The 14768-nt window shown below is 72.4% G+C and carries 14 protein-coding genes and 1 riboswitch; of the genes, 6 read left to right on the forward strand and 8 right to left on the reverse strand.

Annotated elements, in window-relative coordinates; genetic code table 11:
* Window positions 1–52: 52 nt before the first annotated feature.
* From groL to thrC, 4 genes are all read right to left on the reverse strand, one after another.
* Window positions 53–1675 carry a chaperonin GroEL gene (gene groL, locus ACIOFR_RS08970; protein WP_400993800.1) on the reverse strand — a complete coding sequence of 541 codons (1623 nt, stop codon included), beginning with the start codon at window positions 1673–1675 and terminating at the stop codon, window positions 53–55.
* 308 nt (window positions 1676–1983) lie between these two features.
* Window positions 1984–2190 (reverse strand): cold-shock protein, encoded by a 207-nt coding sequence (locus ACIOFR_RS08975; protein WP_033819590.1) that lies wholly within the window; start codon window positions 2188–2190, stop codon window positions 1984–1986.
* 607 nt (window positions 2191–2797) lie between these two features.
* Window positions 2798–3076: a MoaD/ThiS family protein gene (locus tag ACIOFR_RS08980; protein ID WP_400993803.1), complete on the reverse strand. Its 279-nt coding sequence runs from the start codon at window positions 3074–3076 to the stop codon at window positions 2798–2800.
* A 37-nt stretch (window positions 3077–3113) separates the two neighbouring features.
* A complete protein-coding gene (thrC, locus tag ACIOFR_RS08985; RefSeq protein ID WP_400993805.1) occupies window positions 3114–4388 on the reverse strand; it encodes a threonine synthase in 1275 nt (424 codons plus the stop codon).
* A gap of 17 nt (window positions 4389–4405) precedes the next feature.
* A riboswitch (SAM riboswitch) is annotated at window positions 4406–4549 on the reverse strand.
* A gap of 191 nt (window positions 4550–4740) precedes the next feature.
* Between thrC and ACIOFR_RS08990 the strand changes: the two genes are divergently transcribed.
* Window positions 4741–5727: a glucosyl-3-phosphoglycerate synthase gene (locus tag ACIOFR_RS08990; RefSeq protein ID WP_400994016.1), complete on the forward strand. Its 987-nt coding sequence runs from the start codon at window positions 4741–4743 to the stop codon at window positions 5725–5727.
* Window positions 5728–5794: 67 nt separating this feature from the next.
* Window positions 5795–7264 carry a trehalose-6-phosphate synthase gene (locus tag ACIOFR_RS08995; protein WP_400993807.1) on the forward strand — a complete coding sequence of 490 codons (1470 nt, stop codon included), beginning with the start codon at window positions 5795–5797 and terminating at the stop codon, window positions 7262–7264.
* 3 nt (window positions 7265–7267) lie between these two features.
* Here ACIOFR_RS08995 and otsB read toward each other — a convergent pair whose 3' ends face one another.
* Both otsB and ACIOFR_RS09005 read right to left on the reverse strand, forming a co-directional pair.
* Window positions 7268–8128, reverse strand: a complete 861-nt coding sequence (gene otsB, locus ACIOFR_RS09000) for a trehalose-phosphatase (RefSeq protein WP_400993809.1) — start codon at window positions 8126–8128, stop codon at window positions 7268–7270.
* 100 nt (window positions 8129–8228) lie between these two features.
* On the reverse strand, window positions 8229–8456 hold the full coding sequence (locus ACIOFR_RS09005) for a DUF3263 domain-containing protein (protein WP_371498597.1): 228 nt from the start codon (window positions 8454–8456) through the stop codon (window positions 8229–8231).
* A 93-nt stretch (window positions 8457–8549) separates the two neighbouring features.
* Here ACIOFR_RS09005 and ACIOFR_RS09010 point away from each other — a divergent pair, with 93 nt between their 5' ends.
* Window positions 8550–8894, forward strand: a complete 345-nt coding sequence (locus ACIOFR_RS09010; RefSeq protein WP_400993812.1) for a cupin domain-containing protein — start codon at window positions 8550–8552, stop codon at window positions 8892–8894.
* A gap of 91 nt (window positions 8895–8985) precedes the next feature.
* Here the strand turns inward: ACIOFR_RS09010 and ACIOFR_RS09015 are convergent, their stop codons facing one another.
* Together ACIOFR_RS09015 and ACIOFR_RS09020 are read right to left on the reverse strand one after the other, a co-directional pair.
* Window positions 8986–10296: an extracellular solute-binding protein gene (locus tag ACIOFR_RS09015; RefSeq protein WP_400993815.1), complete on the reverse strand. Its 1311-nt coding sequence runs from the start codon at window positions 10294–10296 to the stop codon at window positions 8986–8988.
* A gap of 199 nt (window positions 10297–10495) precedes the next feature.
* A complete protein-coding gene (locus ACIOFR_RS09020) occupies window positions 10496–11290 on the reverse strand; it encodes a DeoR/GlpR family DNA-binding transcription regulator (RefSeq protein ID WP_400993818.1) in 795 nt (264 codons plus the stop codon).
* A gap of 220 nt (window positions 11291–11510) precedes the next feature.
* Between ACIOFR_RS09020 and ACIOFR_RS09025 the strand changes: the two genes are divergently transcribed.
* The 3 genes from ACIOFR_RS09025 to nagA all read left to right on the forward strand — a co-directional run bounded on the left by ACIOFR_RS09025 (window position 11511) and on the right by nagA (window position 14705).
* Window positions 11511–12431: an SIS domain-containing protein gene (locus ACIOFR_RS09025; protein WP_400993820.1), complete on the forward strand. Its 921-nt coding sequence runs from the start codon at window positions 11511–11513 to the stop codon at window positions 12429–12431.
* Window positions 12432–12600: 169 nt separating this feature from the next.
* Complete coding sequence (locus ACIOFR_RS09030) at window positions 12601–13533, forward strand: ROK family protein (RefSeq protein ID WP_400993823.1); 933 nt, start codon at window positions 12601–12603, stop codon at window positions 13531–13533.
* Window positions 13530–14705, forward strand: coding sequence for an N-acetylglucosamine-6-phosphate deacetylase (gene nagA, locus ACIOFR_RS09035; protein WP_400993826.1), 1176 nt, complete (start codon window positions 13530–13532; stop codon window positions 14703–14705). The genes ACIOFR_RS09030 and nagA overlap by 4 nt, the downstream gene beginning before the upstream one ends.
* Window positions 14706–14768 lie beyond the last annotated feature (63 nt).

The following is a 14768-nucleotide window of genomic DNA, read 5'->3' on the forward strand; positions in this document are numbered from 1 at the left end:
TGGGGAGACCGCCCTCGCGGACGATCGGAACTCGCCGATCCTCGAAGGAGGATCAGAAGTCCATGTCACCGCCCGGCATGCCGCCGCCGGCCGGCGCGCCGGCCTTCTCGGGCTTGTCGGCGATGACGGCCTCGGTGGTGAGGAAGAGCGCCGCGATGGAGGCGGCGTTCTGCAGCGCGGAGCGGGTGACCTTGGCCGGGTCGATGATGCCCGCGGCGATGAGGTCGACGTACTCGTTGGTGGCGGCGTTCAGGCCGTGACCGGCGGGGAGGTTGCGGACCTTCTCCACCACGACACCGCCCTCGAGGCCGGCGTTGGTCGCGATCTGCTTGATCGGGGCCTCCAGCGCCACGCGGACGATGTTGGCACCGGTGGCCTCGTCGCCGTCGAGCTCCAGCTTGTCGAAGGCGACACCGGCCTGCAGCAGCGCGACGCCACCACCGGCGACGATGCCCTCCTCGACGGCGGCCTTCGCGTTGCGGACGGCGTCCTCGATGCGGTGCTTGCGCTCCTTGAGCTCCACCTCGGTGGCCGCGCCGGCCTTGATGACGGCGACGCCGCCGGCCAGCTTGGCGAGGCGCTCCTGGAGCTTCTCGCGGTCGTAGTCCGAGTCGCTGTTCTCGATCTCGGCGCGGATCTGGTTCACGCGGCCGGCGACCTGGTCGCTGTCGCCGCCACCGTCGACGATGGTGGTCTCGTCCTTGGTGATGACCACCTTGCGGGCGGTGCCCAGCAGGTCGACGCCGGCGTTCTCCAGCTTGAGGCCGACCTCCTCGGAGATGACGGTGCCACCGGTGAGGATGGCGATGTCGCCGAGCATGGCCTTGCGGCGGTCACCGAAGCCCGGGGCCTTGACGGCGACGGACTTGAAGGTGCCACGGATCTTGTTCACGACCAGGGTCGACAGGGCCTCGCCCTCGACGTCCTCGGCGATGATGACGAGCGGCTTGCCGCTCTGCATGACCTTCTCCAGCAGCGGGAGGAGGTCCTTGACCGAGCTGATCTTGGAGTTGGCGATCAGGATGTAGGGGTCCTCGAAGGAGGCCTCCATCCGCTCCAGGTCGGTGGCGAAGTAGGCCGAGATGTAGCCCTTGTCGAAGCGCATGCCCTCGGTGAGCTCCAGCTCCAGACCGAAGGTGTTGCTCTCCTCGACGGTGATGACGCCTTCCTTGCCGACCTTGTCCATCGCCTCGGCGATGAGCTCGCCGATCTGGGTGTCGGCGGCCGAGATGGAGGCGGTGGAGGCGATCTGCTCCTTGGTCTCCACGTCCTTGGCCTGGGCGAGCAGCTGGTCGGAGACGGCCGCGACGGCCTTCTCGATGCCGCGCTTCAGGGCCATCGGGTTGGCGCCGGCCGCGACGTTGCGCAGGCCTTCCTTGACCAGGGCCTGGGCGAGCACGGTGGCGGTGGTGGTGCCGTCACCCGCGACGTCGTCGGTCTTCTTCGCGACCTCCTTGACGAGCTCCGCGCCGATCTTCTCGTAGGGGTCCTCGAGCTCGATCTCCTTGGCGATGGAGACACCGTCGTTGGTGATCGTGGGGGCGCCCCACTTCTTCTCAAGGACGACGTTGCGGCCCTTGGGGCCAAGCGTCACCTTGACGGCGTCGGCAAGCTGGTTCATCCCGCGCTCAAGGCCGCGGCGAGCTTCCTCGTCAAACGCGATGATCTTTGCCATGTGAAGTGGTCCTCCGGGACGCGATCGACTGCATCGGACCGAAGGGTGCCCGCGACGGACGGCCCTGCGAGCGGGGGTCCTGTCCCCTACCGCTCCCGGGAGGCCTCACCGACCCGATCCGTTTGTCACTCTCGTACCGAGAGTGCTAACGCCAATGATTAGCACTCTCGGGTGGCGAGTGCAAGCCCGATCGCGGGGTGTCCCCGAACATGGCGGCAGGCCCGCACGGGGATGCCGTACGGGCCTGCTGCCGGTGATCTGTGGCCGCCAGCTCGTTGACCGAACCGAGGCTCCGCAGGTCGAAGAGGTCACGCAACCAGCGCGCGGACCATGTCCGCCTGCGGACCCTTCTGCCCCTGGGAGATCTCGAACTCGACCCGCTGGCCCTCTTCGAGGGTGCGGTAGCCGTCCATCTGGATCGCGCTGTAGTGGACGAACACGTCCGCACCACCGTCGACCGCGATGAAGCCGTAGCCCTTCTCGGCGTTGAACCACTTGACGGTGCCCTGAGCCATTCCGAACTCCCCTTGTGCTGTGCTGGCCCTTCACGGACCCGCAGGGTGCGGGTCCAGAGGTCTGGAAGGCCGGCCCGGGAACCCCCCTGGGCGCAGCCGTGCACGCCGCAGACCACCGCGCCGGGCCCGAAAGGGGAACCGGAACGCGGGTGAATGCGTCGACCGCGGCTGAATGTATCCGGACATGCGCCCTCTGCAACAGGCCCCACTTTTGGGCAAATGCTACGGGCCGCAGGGGATATGACGGGATGAAAGCGGCACTTGTGTGCAATTGACGCCGGACATCGGGGACCAACGGCGCAAATCGCCGAAATAATTCTGACGGCGGCCTGACAGTTCCCGGCCGCGCTCCGCCGCACCGGCCTCAGTGCACGGACAGGCGCTGCGTACCCGACCGGAGGACGGGGACAGGCTCGCTCGAATCGGCCTCGAATGCCCCGTTGCCCCGCACTCTATACCCAGCCACGTGCGCAAATGTCCGCCGGCAACGCCGGGAGCCGTCGCCGGGACCGGAATTTCCGCATTCCGTTCCTGGCGACGGCTCAGGCGTGCTAGCAGCCCCGCGGGAAGTGCCGGGGAAGTGCCCGGCGAGGGGCGTCGGCCGAGGTCAGCAGCCGCCGGCCACGGCCGGGATGATGGAGACGGCGGCGCCGTCCTTGACCGCGGTCTGCAGGCCGCCGTCGAATCGCACGTCGTCGTCATTCACGTACACGTTGACGAATCGCCGCAGCTGGCCGGCGTCGTCCAGGATCCGGGCCGCGATGCCCGGGTGGTTCCGCTCCAGGTCGCCGATCACCTCGGCCAGGGTGGAGCCCTCGGCGGCCACCTCGGCCGAACCGCCGGTGTAGGTGCGCAGGATGGTGGGGATGCGGACGGTGGCGCTCATGGGCGTCTACTCCTTGCTGCGGGGTGGTGGTGGGGGCTCAGGCGGAGGCGAGGCCGGCGGCGCGGAAGGACTCCAGGGTCGGCCGGATGGTGGCGGTCAGCCCGGCATCGGAGACGGCGTCCAGGGTCTTCAGGCCGTCGCCGGTGTTGATCGCGACGGTCTCCCTGGTCGGGTCCAACTGCCCGGTCTCGACCAGCTTCTTGAGCACGCCGACGGTCACGCCGCCCGCGGTCTCGGCGAAGATCCCCTCGGTGCGGGCCAGCAGCTTGATCGCCTCGACGACCTCGGCGTCGGTGACGTCCTCGACGGCGCCGCCGGTGCGGCGGGCGATGTCCAGCACGTACGGGCCGTCGGCCGGGTTGCCGATCGCCAGCGACTTGGCGATGGTGTCGGGCTTGACCGGGCGGATCACGTCGTGGCCGGCCTTGAAGGCGGCGGAGACCGGGGAGCAGCCCTCGGCCTGGGCCCCGAAGATCCGGTACGGGCGGTCCTCGACCAGGCCCAGCTTGATCAGCTCCTGCAGACCCTTGTCGATCTTCGTGAGCTGGGAGCCCGAGGCGATCGGGATGACGATCTGCTCCGGCAGCCGCCAGCCGAGCTGCTCGCAGATCTCGTACGCCAGCGTCTTGGAGCCCTCGCCGTAGTACGGGCGGAGGTTGACGTTGACGAAGCCCCAGCCCTCGCCGGCCGGGTCGCCGATCAGCTCGGAGCAGAAGCGGTTCACGTCGTCGTAGTTGCCCTGGATGCCGACCAGCTCGCCGCCGTAGACACCGGCCATCACGACCTTGCCCTGCTCCAGGTCGTGCGGGATGAACACGCAGGACTTGAAACCGGCCCGGGCCGCCGCCGCACCCACCGCACCGGCCAGGTTGCCGGTCGAGGAGCAGGACAGGGTGGTGAAGTCGAAGGCGCGCGCCGCCTCGATGGCGCAGGCGACCACCCGGTCCTTGAAGGAGTGGGTCGGGTTGCCGGAGTCGTCCTTGACGTGCAGCTGGGCGGTGAAGCCGAGTTCGCGGCCGAGGTTGTCCGCCTTGACCAGCGGGGTCCAGCCGGGGTTCAGGTTGGGCTTGGAGGCGACGTCGGCCGGGACGGGCAGCAGCGGGGCGTAACGCCAGATGGAGGCCGGTCCGGACTCGATCCGCTTGCGCAGCTCCTCGGCCTCGTACGAGCCGAAGTCGTAGGCGATCTCCAGCGGACCGAAGCACTCCACACAGGCGAAGCTCGGGCCGAGCGGGGTGCGGGCGCCGCACTCGCGACAGGACAGCGCGGCGGCGGGGCCGAGGTCGACGGCGACAGGGGTAGCGGTAGCCATGATGGCGGAGGCCTCTCTCCTCATCTTCCCCGTGACGCGGGCGCGCCACAGGACGGAATTGGCACCTGTCCCGCCGGAGCCCCGACCTGACGGTCGGTCAGCCGGACGGGAAGGTTGCCGGGACGTCGACGGGCCGTTCCCTCAGTCCCTCTGGATGAGCAATGTGGCGCGCGGTGTTGGAACCGGCAGCGCGTTTGTGGTCGTGCACGGCGACCCACCCCGACGTGCGAAGGTCGGATCGCATTACCAAGACTGTATCCGAAGGCCCCGGTACCACCTCATGGCGTCCGACACCCGAGACGGCGTCGCCCATTACAAGGAGCAGACCTTGCCCGACCAGCCCCGGCCCGACGTGCTGCCCGAGGTGGCGTCCTGGCTGCGCCGCCGCTCCTGGGCGGCGGGCGAGCGCCCGGTCGACGCACTGCTCGCCGCGAAGCGCGCCGCGGGGCGGGCGGGCACGGTCAGCGTGGTGCTGCCCGCCCTGGACGAGGAGCCGACCGTGGGCGAGATCGTCTCGGCGATCCGCGAGGAGCTGATGGAGCGGCTGCCGCTGGTGGACGAGCTGGTGGTGGTCGACTCCGGCTCGGTGGACCGCACCGCCGAACGGGCCGCGAAGGCCGGCGCGCGGGTGGTGCACCGGGACGCGATACTGCCGCGGCTGCCCGCCGAGCCCGGCAAGGGCGAGGTGCTCTGGCGCTCCCTGCTCACCACCCGCGGCGCGATCGTCTGCTTCATCGACGCCGACCTGCGCGAGTTCGACCCGGCCTTCGTCACCGGCATCATCGGCCCGCTGCTCACCGATCCCGGGATCCAGCTGGTCAAGGCCATGTACGACCGGCCGCTGGAGACCGAGGGCGCGGTCGTCCCGGCCGGCGGCGGCCGGGTCACCGAGCTCGTCGCCCGCCCGCTGCTCAACCTGCACTGGCCGCAGCTGGCCGGCTTCGTCCAGCCGCTCGGCGGCGAGTACGCGGCCCGCCGTTCCCTGCTGGAGCGGCTGCCGTTCCCGACCGGCTACGGCGTCGAGCTCGGCCTGCTGGTGGACGCCCTGGACACGGTCGGCCTGGACGCGCTGGCGCAGGTCGACGTCGGTGTCCGGCACCACCGCCACCAGGACGGCCAGGCGCTCGGCCGGATGGCCGCCACCATCTACCGCACCGCCCTGGAGAGGCTGGACCGCACCCACCGGCTGAAGGCCGGGGACGGCCTGGTGCACCCGCTGCTCACCCAGTTCTCCCGCGACCCGCAGACCCGCGGCTTCACCGCCCACACCCATCCCGTCGGCGCCGTGGAACGCCCGCCGATGCACACCGTCCCCGAGTACCGGCGACTGTTCCCGTGACCGCGCGGCGCGCCCGGCCACCGCGCCGAGTGGTTTGCGCCCGGGGTGTCGCGGCAAGCTTGGCAGTATGGCCGATCACGCGTCCGCACGTTCGAATCAGCCCGGCGCCGCCCCGATCCTGGTGGCCTCCAACCGCGGCCCGGTGTCCTTCAGCAGCGAGGACGACGGTTCGCTGACCCTGCGCAGAGGGGGTGGCGGCCTGGTCTCCGGCCTCTCCGCGATCGACGACCCCAGTGCCGTCTGGGTCTGCGCCGCGCTCGGCGAGGCCGACCGGACGGCCGCCCGGCAGTCCCCCGACGGCCGGCTCGACCTCGGCGGCTTCGACGTCGGCGGACAGGCCGTCCGGATGCTGGACATCGATCCCGGCACCTTCGCCCGCGCCTACAACGGCGTGGCCAACTCGACCCTCTGGTTCGTCCACCACCTGCTCTACGACACCCCGGTCTCGCCCGTCTTCGACGACCGCTTCCGCCGCGAGTGGGAGTCCTACACCGCGTACAACACCGCCTTCGCCCGGGCCCTGGCGGCCGAGGCCGCGCCCGGCGCCGCCGTGCTGATCCAGGACTACCACCTGTCGCTGGCCCCGGACCTGCTCCGGGCGCTGCGCCCGGACCTTCGGATCGGCCACTTCTCGCACACCCCCTGGGCTCCGCCCGAGTACTACCGGATGCTGCCCGACGACGTGGGCACCGCCGTCCTCACCGGCATCCTGGGCGCCGACCGGGCCGGCTTCCTCACCCGCCGCTGGGCGCTGGCCTTCGCCGACTGCTGCGCCGACCTGCTCGGCGCCGAGGTCGACCGCGACGCCCTCACCGTGACGCACGCCGGCCGCACCACCCGGCTCGGCGTGCACGGCCTGGGCGCCGACGCCGACTTCCTGCGCGAGCGCGCCCACCGGCCCGACGTGGACGCCCGGCTCGCCGCGCTCCGGGAGGCCGTCGGTGACCGCCGGACGGTCGTCCGGGTCGACCGCACCGAGCTCAGCAAGAACATCGTCCGCGGCCTGCTCGCCTACCGGCACCTGCTGCGGACCAGGCCCGAGTGGCAGGACCGGGTGGTGCACATCGCGTTCGCCTACCCGTCCCGGCACGACCTGCCCGAGTACCGCGAGTACACCGCCGCCGTGCAGCGCATCGCGCACGAGATCAACGACGAGTTCGGCACCCCCGCCTGGCAGCCGCTGATCCTGCACGTCAACGACGACTTCCCGCGCTCGCTGGCCGCCTACCGGCTCGCCGACGTCGCCCTGGTCAACCCGATCCGGGACGGCATGAACCTGGTCGCCAAGGAGATCCCGGTGGTCTCCGACGACGGGTGCGCGCTCGTCCTCTCCCGCGAGGCCGGCGCGTTCGCCGAGCTCGCCGAGGACGCGATCACCGTCAACCCGTACGACGTCGTCGCCACCGCCGAGGCCCTGCACCGGGGCCTGACCATGCCGCGGGGCGAGCGTGCCGACCGCACCAAGCGGCTGGCCGCCGCGGCCACCGCGCTGCCCCCGCAGCAGTGGTTCCTGGACCAGCTCGACGCCCTCGGCTGAGCCTCAACGCGCTCGGCCGAGCCGGCCCGCGAGGGCGGCGAGCAGTGCGACCACGCCGGCGGGGCCGGGGACCACCAGGTCCGCCCGGTCGGCGAGGTCGCGGACCGGGGCCTCGCCGCCGTCCGGCGCGCTGCACACCAGCAGACCGGCCAGGCCCTCGGCGCGGCGCCGTTCCACGGCCGCGTACGCGGGCAGGTCGCCGAGGTCGTCGCCGGCGTACAGCACCGTCCGCAGCTCCCGCTCGGTGAGGAAGGCGGTCAGCGCCGCGCCCTTGTCCACCCCCGGCGGGCGCAGCTCCAGCACCATCCGGCCCGGCTCGACCATCAGGCCGTGCGCGGCCGCGAGCTCGTCGAGGGGCCCGCGCAGCAGCTCCAGCGCCTCCTCCGGCCGGTCGGTGCGCCGGGTGTGCACGGCCAGCGCGCGCCCCTTGTCCTCGGTCCAGGTGCCGTCGGGTGCGCCGGCCCGGGCCAGCACGGCGGGCAGCTCCGCGCGGACCGCCGCCACCCCCGCGGGCGGCTCGGGGGCGGTGATCCGCCCGGTGCGGGCGTCCCAGCGCTCGGCACCGTAGTGCCCCAGGACGGTCAGGTGTTCGAGCCCGGGGACGCCGGCGAAGCCGCCGTACTCCACCGCCAGTGCGGCGGGCCGCCCGGTCACCACCACCACGGAACCGACCAGCGGCGCCAGCGCGGCGAGCGCGGGCACCACCCCGGGGTGCGCCCGGGCCCGCTCCGGGTCGGCGACGATCGGCGCCAGCGTCCCGTCGAAGTCCAGCCCCACCGCGCCCCGCCCGGGCTCGGCCAGCAGCGCGGCCAGCCCCTCCCGGCCCGCGGCGGTCCGGGGCGTCACGTTCTCAGGCATACCCATGCCCACGACCGTACCCAGACCCGCCGGGCCGATGCCTGCCCGCGCGCCCGCGCCCGGCGGACGCGACCCGCCCGCGCCAGGCCGCCACGACCCGCCCGCCTCAGCGCGCGTCGCGCCGGGCCTGCCGGATCCGCCGGAGGCGGTTGACCAGCACCGGTGCGTGGGCGAGCGCCTCCGGCCGGTCGAGCAGCGCGTTGAGCAGCTGGTAGTACCGGGTGCCGGAGATGCCCAGCTCCTCCCGGACGGCCCGCTCCTTGGCGCCGGCCGTCCGCCAGGCCCGCGCCTCCAGCGCCAGCACCGCGCGATCGCGCTCACTCAGCTCAGCCATGGTCACCTCCGCTTACGAGGTGTCATTCTGCCCGCCCGCCCCGACACACTCTGCGTCCGCCGGCCGGGGCCGCCGGCGGCTAGCGTCGGGATCATGACCAACAGTTTCGCGGTGCACATCCCCGACGCCGAGCTCGAACCCGACCCGCTCGACCCCGCCCAGATCGTCTCCGGCTCCCCCGAGGTGTCCGGCAAGGTGCTCTGGGAGTCCCCGGACGGCAGGCAGGTCCGCGGCATCTGGCAGATCACCCCCGGCGTGGTCACCGACACCGAGGCCGACGAGCTGTTCGTCGTGGTCAGCGGCCGGGCCACCATCGAGTTCGAGGACGGCCCGACGCTGGAGGTCGGTCCGGGTGACCTCGCCGTCCTGCGGGAGGGCGACCGCACCACCTGGACGGTGCACGAGACGCTGCGCAAGGCCTACTCGATCAACCTCTGACCGCGGCCGCCGCCGCCCACCGCCCCGCCCCCGTGCCCGCCCCGGTCCCCGCGGCCGTCGGTGCCCCGCGGCCGTCGGTGGCCGGCGGACGTCAGTGGCCGGCGGCGGCGCGGGCCCGGCCGGCCTCCTGGGCGGCCGAGGCCTGGAGCTCGGCCAGCACGCCCTCGCCGCCCGGTTTCACCGCTCCGCCGATCTTCGCCTTCAGCAGCCCGCTGACCTTGTCCCAGGAGGGGTCGCCGAGCGGGTAGAAGTTGGCGGTCGGCAGGGCGTTCAGGAACTCGGTGAGGTCGGGGTGCTTGCCGCTGCCGATCATCTCGTCCTTGGTGTCCTGGGTGACCGGCAGCAGGTTGTACTGCTCGTCGAACTTGAGCGTGTTCTCCTTCGCGTACACGAAGTTGAGGAACTTCTTGATCTCGGCCTTGTGGCCGTTGGCCTTGAAGGCCATCATCCAGTCGGCCACGCCGAGGGTGCTCGGCTTGGCACCGGCGTCCTTGCGCGGGATGGCCGCCGTGCCGTACTCGACCTTCGCGTCGATCGCCTTGGCGACCAGCCCGGGGTGCCCGTTCAGCATGGCGACCTTGCCGGTCGCGAAGTCCGTGAAGGCGGTCTTGCGGTCGACCGTCGACGGGTCGGGATAGGTGAGGTGACGGTCCACCAGGTTGGTGCGCAGCCACTTGAAGGTGTCCCGGTTGGGCTGGCTGTCGACGGTGTAGTTGCCGGCGTTGTCGGCCAGCGTGCCGCCGCCGCTCATGGTCCAGATCATGGACTCGCCCTGGGCCTCCTCGGGCCCGAGCGGCAGCGCGTACGGGATGGTGCCGGGCTGCTTGGACTTGATCAGCTCGGCGTCCTTGCGCAGGTCCTCCCAGGTGGCGGGCGGGCCGCTGATGCCGACCTTCTGGAAGATCGTCTTGTTGTAGACGAAGACCCGGGTGGAGGCGACGAACGGGATGCCGTACTGGCTGCCGAGCACCTGGCCGGCCTTGGCGAACACGTCGATCATGTTGGCCTGGGTGTCGATCGACAGCACCTCCCCGGCCGGGTAGAGCCGGTCGGCCGCGACCTGGTCGGCGTAGCCGCCGGTCTGCACCACGTCGGGGGTCTTGCCGGTGGCGATCAGTTCGGCCACCCGCTTGTCGATGTCGTTCCAACTGACCACCTCCACCGAGACCTTGAAGCCCGGGTTGGTCGCCTCGAAGCGGCTCACCAGGTCGTTCCAGTAGTGGGTGGTGCTGGTGGCCTCGGTGTCGCCGTAGTCGGCGGCCACCAGCCGGAGGGTGACCGGGCCGCTGTCGTCACTGCCGACCGTGCCGCAGCCGGTCAGCAGGAGGGCGCCGGAGAGGGCCGCCGCGAGGGCCGGGCGACAGGACGTGCGAGTCGGTCTTTGCTGGGCCGCGCTGTTCAACTCGGTTTACCGCCTTCGGGGGAGGAGACCGGCGCCACCCTGACAGGCTTCTCCTGGGTGGTCCATACCTCTTGCGGTGTTAGTTACCGAGTTGTCTCCTGACGTTGCATCAGGCGCAACCGGATTCGGGCCTTTCGTGACATCGAGGACACCCTCCGCCGGGTCTCCCCCGGACCTGCGCGGGGGCCCCACGTCCCGTTCAGGCCGTGATCACCTCGACGCCCGCCTCCGTGAAGGCGGCGGCCAGTTCGGCGTCGACACCGGCGTCGGTGACGAGGGTGTCCACCCGGTCGAGACCGCAGATCCGGGCGAAGGCGCGGTGTCCGACCTTGGAGGAGTCGGCGGCCACCACCACCCGGCGGGCCCGCTCGGCGAGCATCCGGTTCACGCTGGCCTCGCCCTCGTGGTGGGCGGTCGCACCGTGCTCGACGTCCACCGCGTCCACTCCCAGCACCGTGATGTCCAGGGCGAGTTCGCCCAGCACCAGGCCGGCCAGCGGGCCGATCAGCTCGTACGACTGCGGACGGGCGACGCCGCCGGTCACCACGATCTTGACCTGCGGACGGACGGTCAGCTCGTTGGCGATGTTGAGCGCGTTGGTGACGACGGTGAGGGGCTGCCCCGGGCCGTTCTCCGGCCGCTCGGCCACCTCCGGGCGGACGGCCAGCGCGCGGGCCACCTCGGTGGTGGTGGTGCCGCCGTTGAGGCCGACCACCTCGCCGGGTGCGATCAGCGCGGCCACCGCGGCGCCGATCCGCTGCTTGGCGTCCGCGTGCCGGGCCGACTTGTAGCGCAGCGGCAGGTCGTACGAGACGTGGTGCGCCACCGCGCCACCGCGGGTGCGGGTGACCATCTGCTGGCGGGCCAGCTGGTCGAGGTCGCGCCGGATCGTGGCGGCGGACACCCCGAGCGCGTCGGCGGCCTCCTCGACCTCCAGCTTGCCGTGCTCGGCGAGCAGCTCCAGCAGTGAGTTCCAACGCTCGTACCTGGACACGCGGTGCCGCCCCTCCTCGCACGTTCGGCCTGCTCCGGGAGTCGCACGGGACCGCGCGCGAAGCGGGGACAGCTTGTCACATCCCCGCGTGCCGATGCGGGATCCTCCGATCGGGACGGCGAGCACCATTGCGCAATGATGCTCGAAAAAGCTATAAATCAATCAGCTTCACGCATCACTCGTTGCCTGGACCGGAGTGCCGACCCGAGGAGCCCACCCGATGCCCCATCCATCCCTGACCGGCGAGGAGCTCGCCACCCAGCCCGCCGACTGGCGCACCGCCGCCTCCCTGGCGGCCGAGGCGGGCGCCGCCCTGCCGCGACGCGGCGAGCGCGTGGCCGTGGTCGGCTGCGGGACCCCGTGGTTCATGGCGCAGTCCTACGCGGCCCTGCGCGAGGCCGGCGGCCACGGCGAGACGGACGCCTTCGCGGCCTCGGAGTTCCCCTACCACCGCCGCTACGACCGGGTGGTGGCGATCAGCCGCTCGGGCACCACCACCGAGGTGCTCGACCTGCTCGGCCGGATCGACACCCCCAGCACCGCGATCACCGGGGACGTCTCGCAGCCCATCGCCGCGGCCGCCGACCGGCTGGTCGACCTCGGCTTCGCCGACGAGCGCTCGGTGGTGCAGACCCGCTTCGCCACCACCGCGCTCGCACTGCTGCGCGCGCACCTGGAGGTCGAGGGGGCCCGTCCGGCCGGGGTCGGCACGGTGGCCGCCGCCGCCGAGGACGCCGAGCGGGCACTGGCCGAGCGGTTGCCGGCGGAGCTGGTGGCCTGCGAGCAGTTCACCTTCCTCGGTGCGGGCTGGACCAACGGGCTGGCCCAGGAGGCCGGTCTGAAGATGCGCGAGGCGGCACTGGCCTGGACGGAGGCCTACCCGGCCATGGAGTACCGGCACGGCCCGATCAGCATCACCGCGCCGGGCCGCGCGGTCTGGGGCTTCGGGGCACTGCCCGAGGGCCTGGCCGAGCAGGTCGACGGGGTCGGCGGGCGGCTGGTCGCGGACTCCGGCCCCGGCGGCATCGACCCACTGGCGGACCTGGTGCGCGTCCACCGGCTGGCCATCGCGGTCGCCGAATCGCGTGGTCTCGACCCGGACAAGCCCCGCAACCTGACCCGGTCCGTCATCCTGGCCTGAGCCCGCGGCGACCCCCGGGCGCCACGGGCACGACCGGAAGGAAGGTTGCCCGAGGATCCACAAACCCCTCAGCAGGCACCCAAGCGCGACAAACCTCACCTCCCATGGACCAGACCAATCGGGCAACTGGACTAGACCTCTTCGACTCGGGCAAGGGAAACTGTCCCCCGTGAAGCACGTCATCGCACTCGATGTAGGCGGCACCGGCATGAAGGCCGCGCTGCTCGCCCAGGACGGCTCCGTGCTGTTCGAAGCACGCCGACCGACCGGGCGGGAGCGCGGCACCGAAGCCGTCGTCGCCACCATCCTCGACTTCGCCGCCGACCTGGCGGACGAGGGCCGCAGCCGCTTCGGCTGCGCGCCCCTCGCCGCCGGCGTCGCGGTGCCGGGGACGATCGACGAGAGGAACGGGATCGCGGTCTTCTCCGCCAACCTCGGCTGGCGGGACCTCCCGCTGCGCAAGCTGCTCGGCGAGCGGCTCGGCGGCCTGCCGGTCGCCCTCGGCCACGACGTCCGCTCCGGCGGGCTGGCCGAGGGCCGGATCGGCGCCGGCCGCGGGGTCGACCGCTTCCTGTTCATCGCGCTCGGCACCGGCATCGCCGGCGCCATCGGCATCGGTGGACGGATCGAGGCGGGCGCGCACGGCTACGGCGGCGAGATCGGCCACGTGGTGGTCCGCCCCGGCGGGCCGCGGTGCGGCTGCGGCGCGGCCGGCTGCCTGGAGACCCTGGCCTCGGCCTCGGCGGTCTCCCGGGCGTGGGCCGAGGCCAGCGGCGACCCCTTCGCCGACGCCGCGGCCTGTGCGCTGGCCGTCGACGCCGGGGACGAGCGGGCGGTCGGGGTCTGGCGGACCGCGGTCGACGCCCTCGCCGACGGGATCGTGCTGGCCCAGAGCCTGCTCGACCCGTCGACGGTGATCGTCGGCGGCGGGCTGGCGGAGGCCGGTGACACCCTCTTCACGCCACTGCGCGACGCGGTGAACGAGCGGCTGACCTTCCAGATGCCCCCGATGGTCGTTCCGGCCATGCTCAAAGACACCGCCGCGTCCCTGGGCGCTGGCCTGCTCGCCTGGGATCTGCTCTCCATGGAGGTGACCGCGTGACAACCGCGGACCGTACTGCACTGGCCGGCGCCCGTCTGGTCCTGCCCGGCGGCGTCGTCGACAACGGCCGGATCACCGTCGAGGGGTCGCGGATCGCGTCCGTCGGCGGCGAGTCCCGGCCCGGCGACCTCGACCTCACCGGACGCACCGTGGTGCCCGGGTTCGTCGACCTCCACGTGCACGGCGGCGGCGGTGCCTCGTACACCTCCGGAGTGGCCGAGGAGGCCCTGCGGGCGGCCCGGACGCACCTGGAGCACGGCACCACCACCACCGTCGCCTCCACGGTCACCGGCGAGATCGACGAACTGTGCCACCAGGCCGCGGTGCTGTCCGAGCTGGTCGAGGACGGCGTGCTGGCCGGCATCCACTTCGAGGGGCCGTTCATCTCGCACAACCGGTGCGGCGCCCACCGCCCCGACCTGCTGCGCGACCCGGACCCGGCGCTGGTGCGCAAGCTGGCGGACGCGGCCCGCGGCCACGCCCGGATGTTCACCCTCGCCCCGGAACTGCCGGGCGGCCTGGAGTCCGTCCGGATGCTGGCCGACCTCGGCATCATCGCGGCGGTCGGCCACACCGACTCCGACTACACCAAGACCCTGGAGGCGATCGAGGCCGGCGCCACCGTCGCCACCCACCTGTTCAACGCGATGCCGGGCATCCAGCACCGCGCCCCCGGCCCGATCGTGGCGCTGCTGGAGGACGAGCGGGTCACCGTCGAGCTCATCAACGACGGCGTCCACCTGCACCCGTCCGTGCTGGACCTGGCGTACGGCACCGCCGGCGCGCACCGGGTCGCGCTGATCACCGACGCGATGGGCGCGGCCGGCATGGGCGACGGGCTCTACCCGCTCGGCCCGCTCCAGGTGCGGGTGGAGAACGGCGTCGCCCGGCTCGTCGAGGGCGGCTCCATCGCCGGCTCCACCCTCACCCTCGACGTGGCGCTGCGGCGCTCCGTCACCGTCAACGGCCTGAGCCTCGAACAGGCCGTGCAGTCCCTGTCCACCGTCCCGGCCCGCCTGCTCGGGCTGAGCGACTCGATCGGCTCCCTGGAGGCCGGCAAGAACGCCGACCTCGTCGTCCTCGACTCCGACACCCACGAGCTCGTCGCGGTGATGCGCCGCGGCGAGTGGATCGTCGGCGCGGACCGCCTCGCCCGGGCCCACGCGGCCTGAACTCCCGTCCTGCCGGGGGTGAGTAGCGGTGCCGCGTCCCGCTACTCACCTTCCGGGGGACTC

This window comes from Kitasatospora sp. NPDC088346, from assembly GCF_044740765.1.
Lineage (GTDB): Bacteria > Actinomycetota > Actinomycetes > Streptomycetales > Streptomycetaceae > Kitasatospora.

Bases quoted from the DNA above. Each gene is read 5' to 3' on its own strand.
- thrC (WP_400993805.1), bottom strand. From the start codon at position 4,388: ATGGCTACCGCTACCCCTGTCGCCGTCGACCTCGGCCCCGCCGCCGCG.
- groL (WP_400993800.1), bottom strand. From the start codon at position 1,675: ATGGCAAAGATCATCGCGTTTGACGAGGAAGCTCGCCGCGGCCTTGAG.
- ACIOFR_RS08995 (WP_400993807.1), top strand. From the start codon at position 5,795: ATGGCCGATCACGCGTCCGCACGTTCGAATCAGCCCGGCGCCGCCCCG.
- ACIOFR_RS09005 (WP_371498597.1), bottom strand. From the start codon at position 8,456: ATGGCTGAGCTGAGTGAGCGCGATCGCGCGGTGCTGGCGCTGGAGGCG.
- ACIOFR_RS09010 (WP_400993812.1), top strand. From the start codon at position 8,550: ATGACCAACAGTTTCGCGGTGCACATCCCCGACGCCGAGCTCGAACCC.
- otsB (WP_400993809.1), bottom strand. From the start codon at position 8,128: ATGGGTATGCCTGAGAACGTGACGCCCCGGACCGCCGCGGGCCGGGAG.
- ACIOFR_RS09025 (WP_400993820.1), top strand. From the start codon at position 11,511: ATGCCCCATCCATCCCTGACCGGCGAGGAGCTCGCCACCCAGCCCGCC.
- ACIOFR_RS08980 (WP_400993803.1), bottom strand. From the start codon at position 3,076: ATGAGCGCCACCGTCCGCATCCCCACCATCCTGCGCACCTACACCGGC.
- ACIOFR_RS08975 (WP_033819590.1), bottom strand. From the start codon at position 2,190: ATGGCTCAGGGCACCGTCAAGTGGTTCAACGCCGAGAAGGGCTACGGC.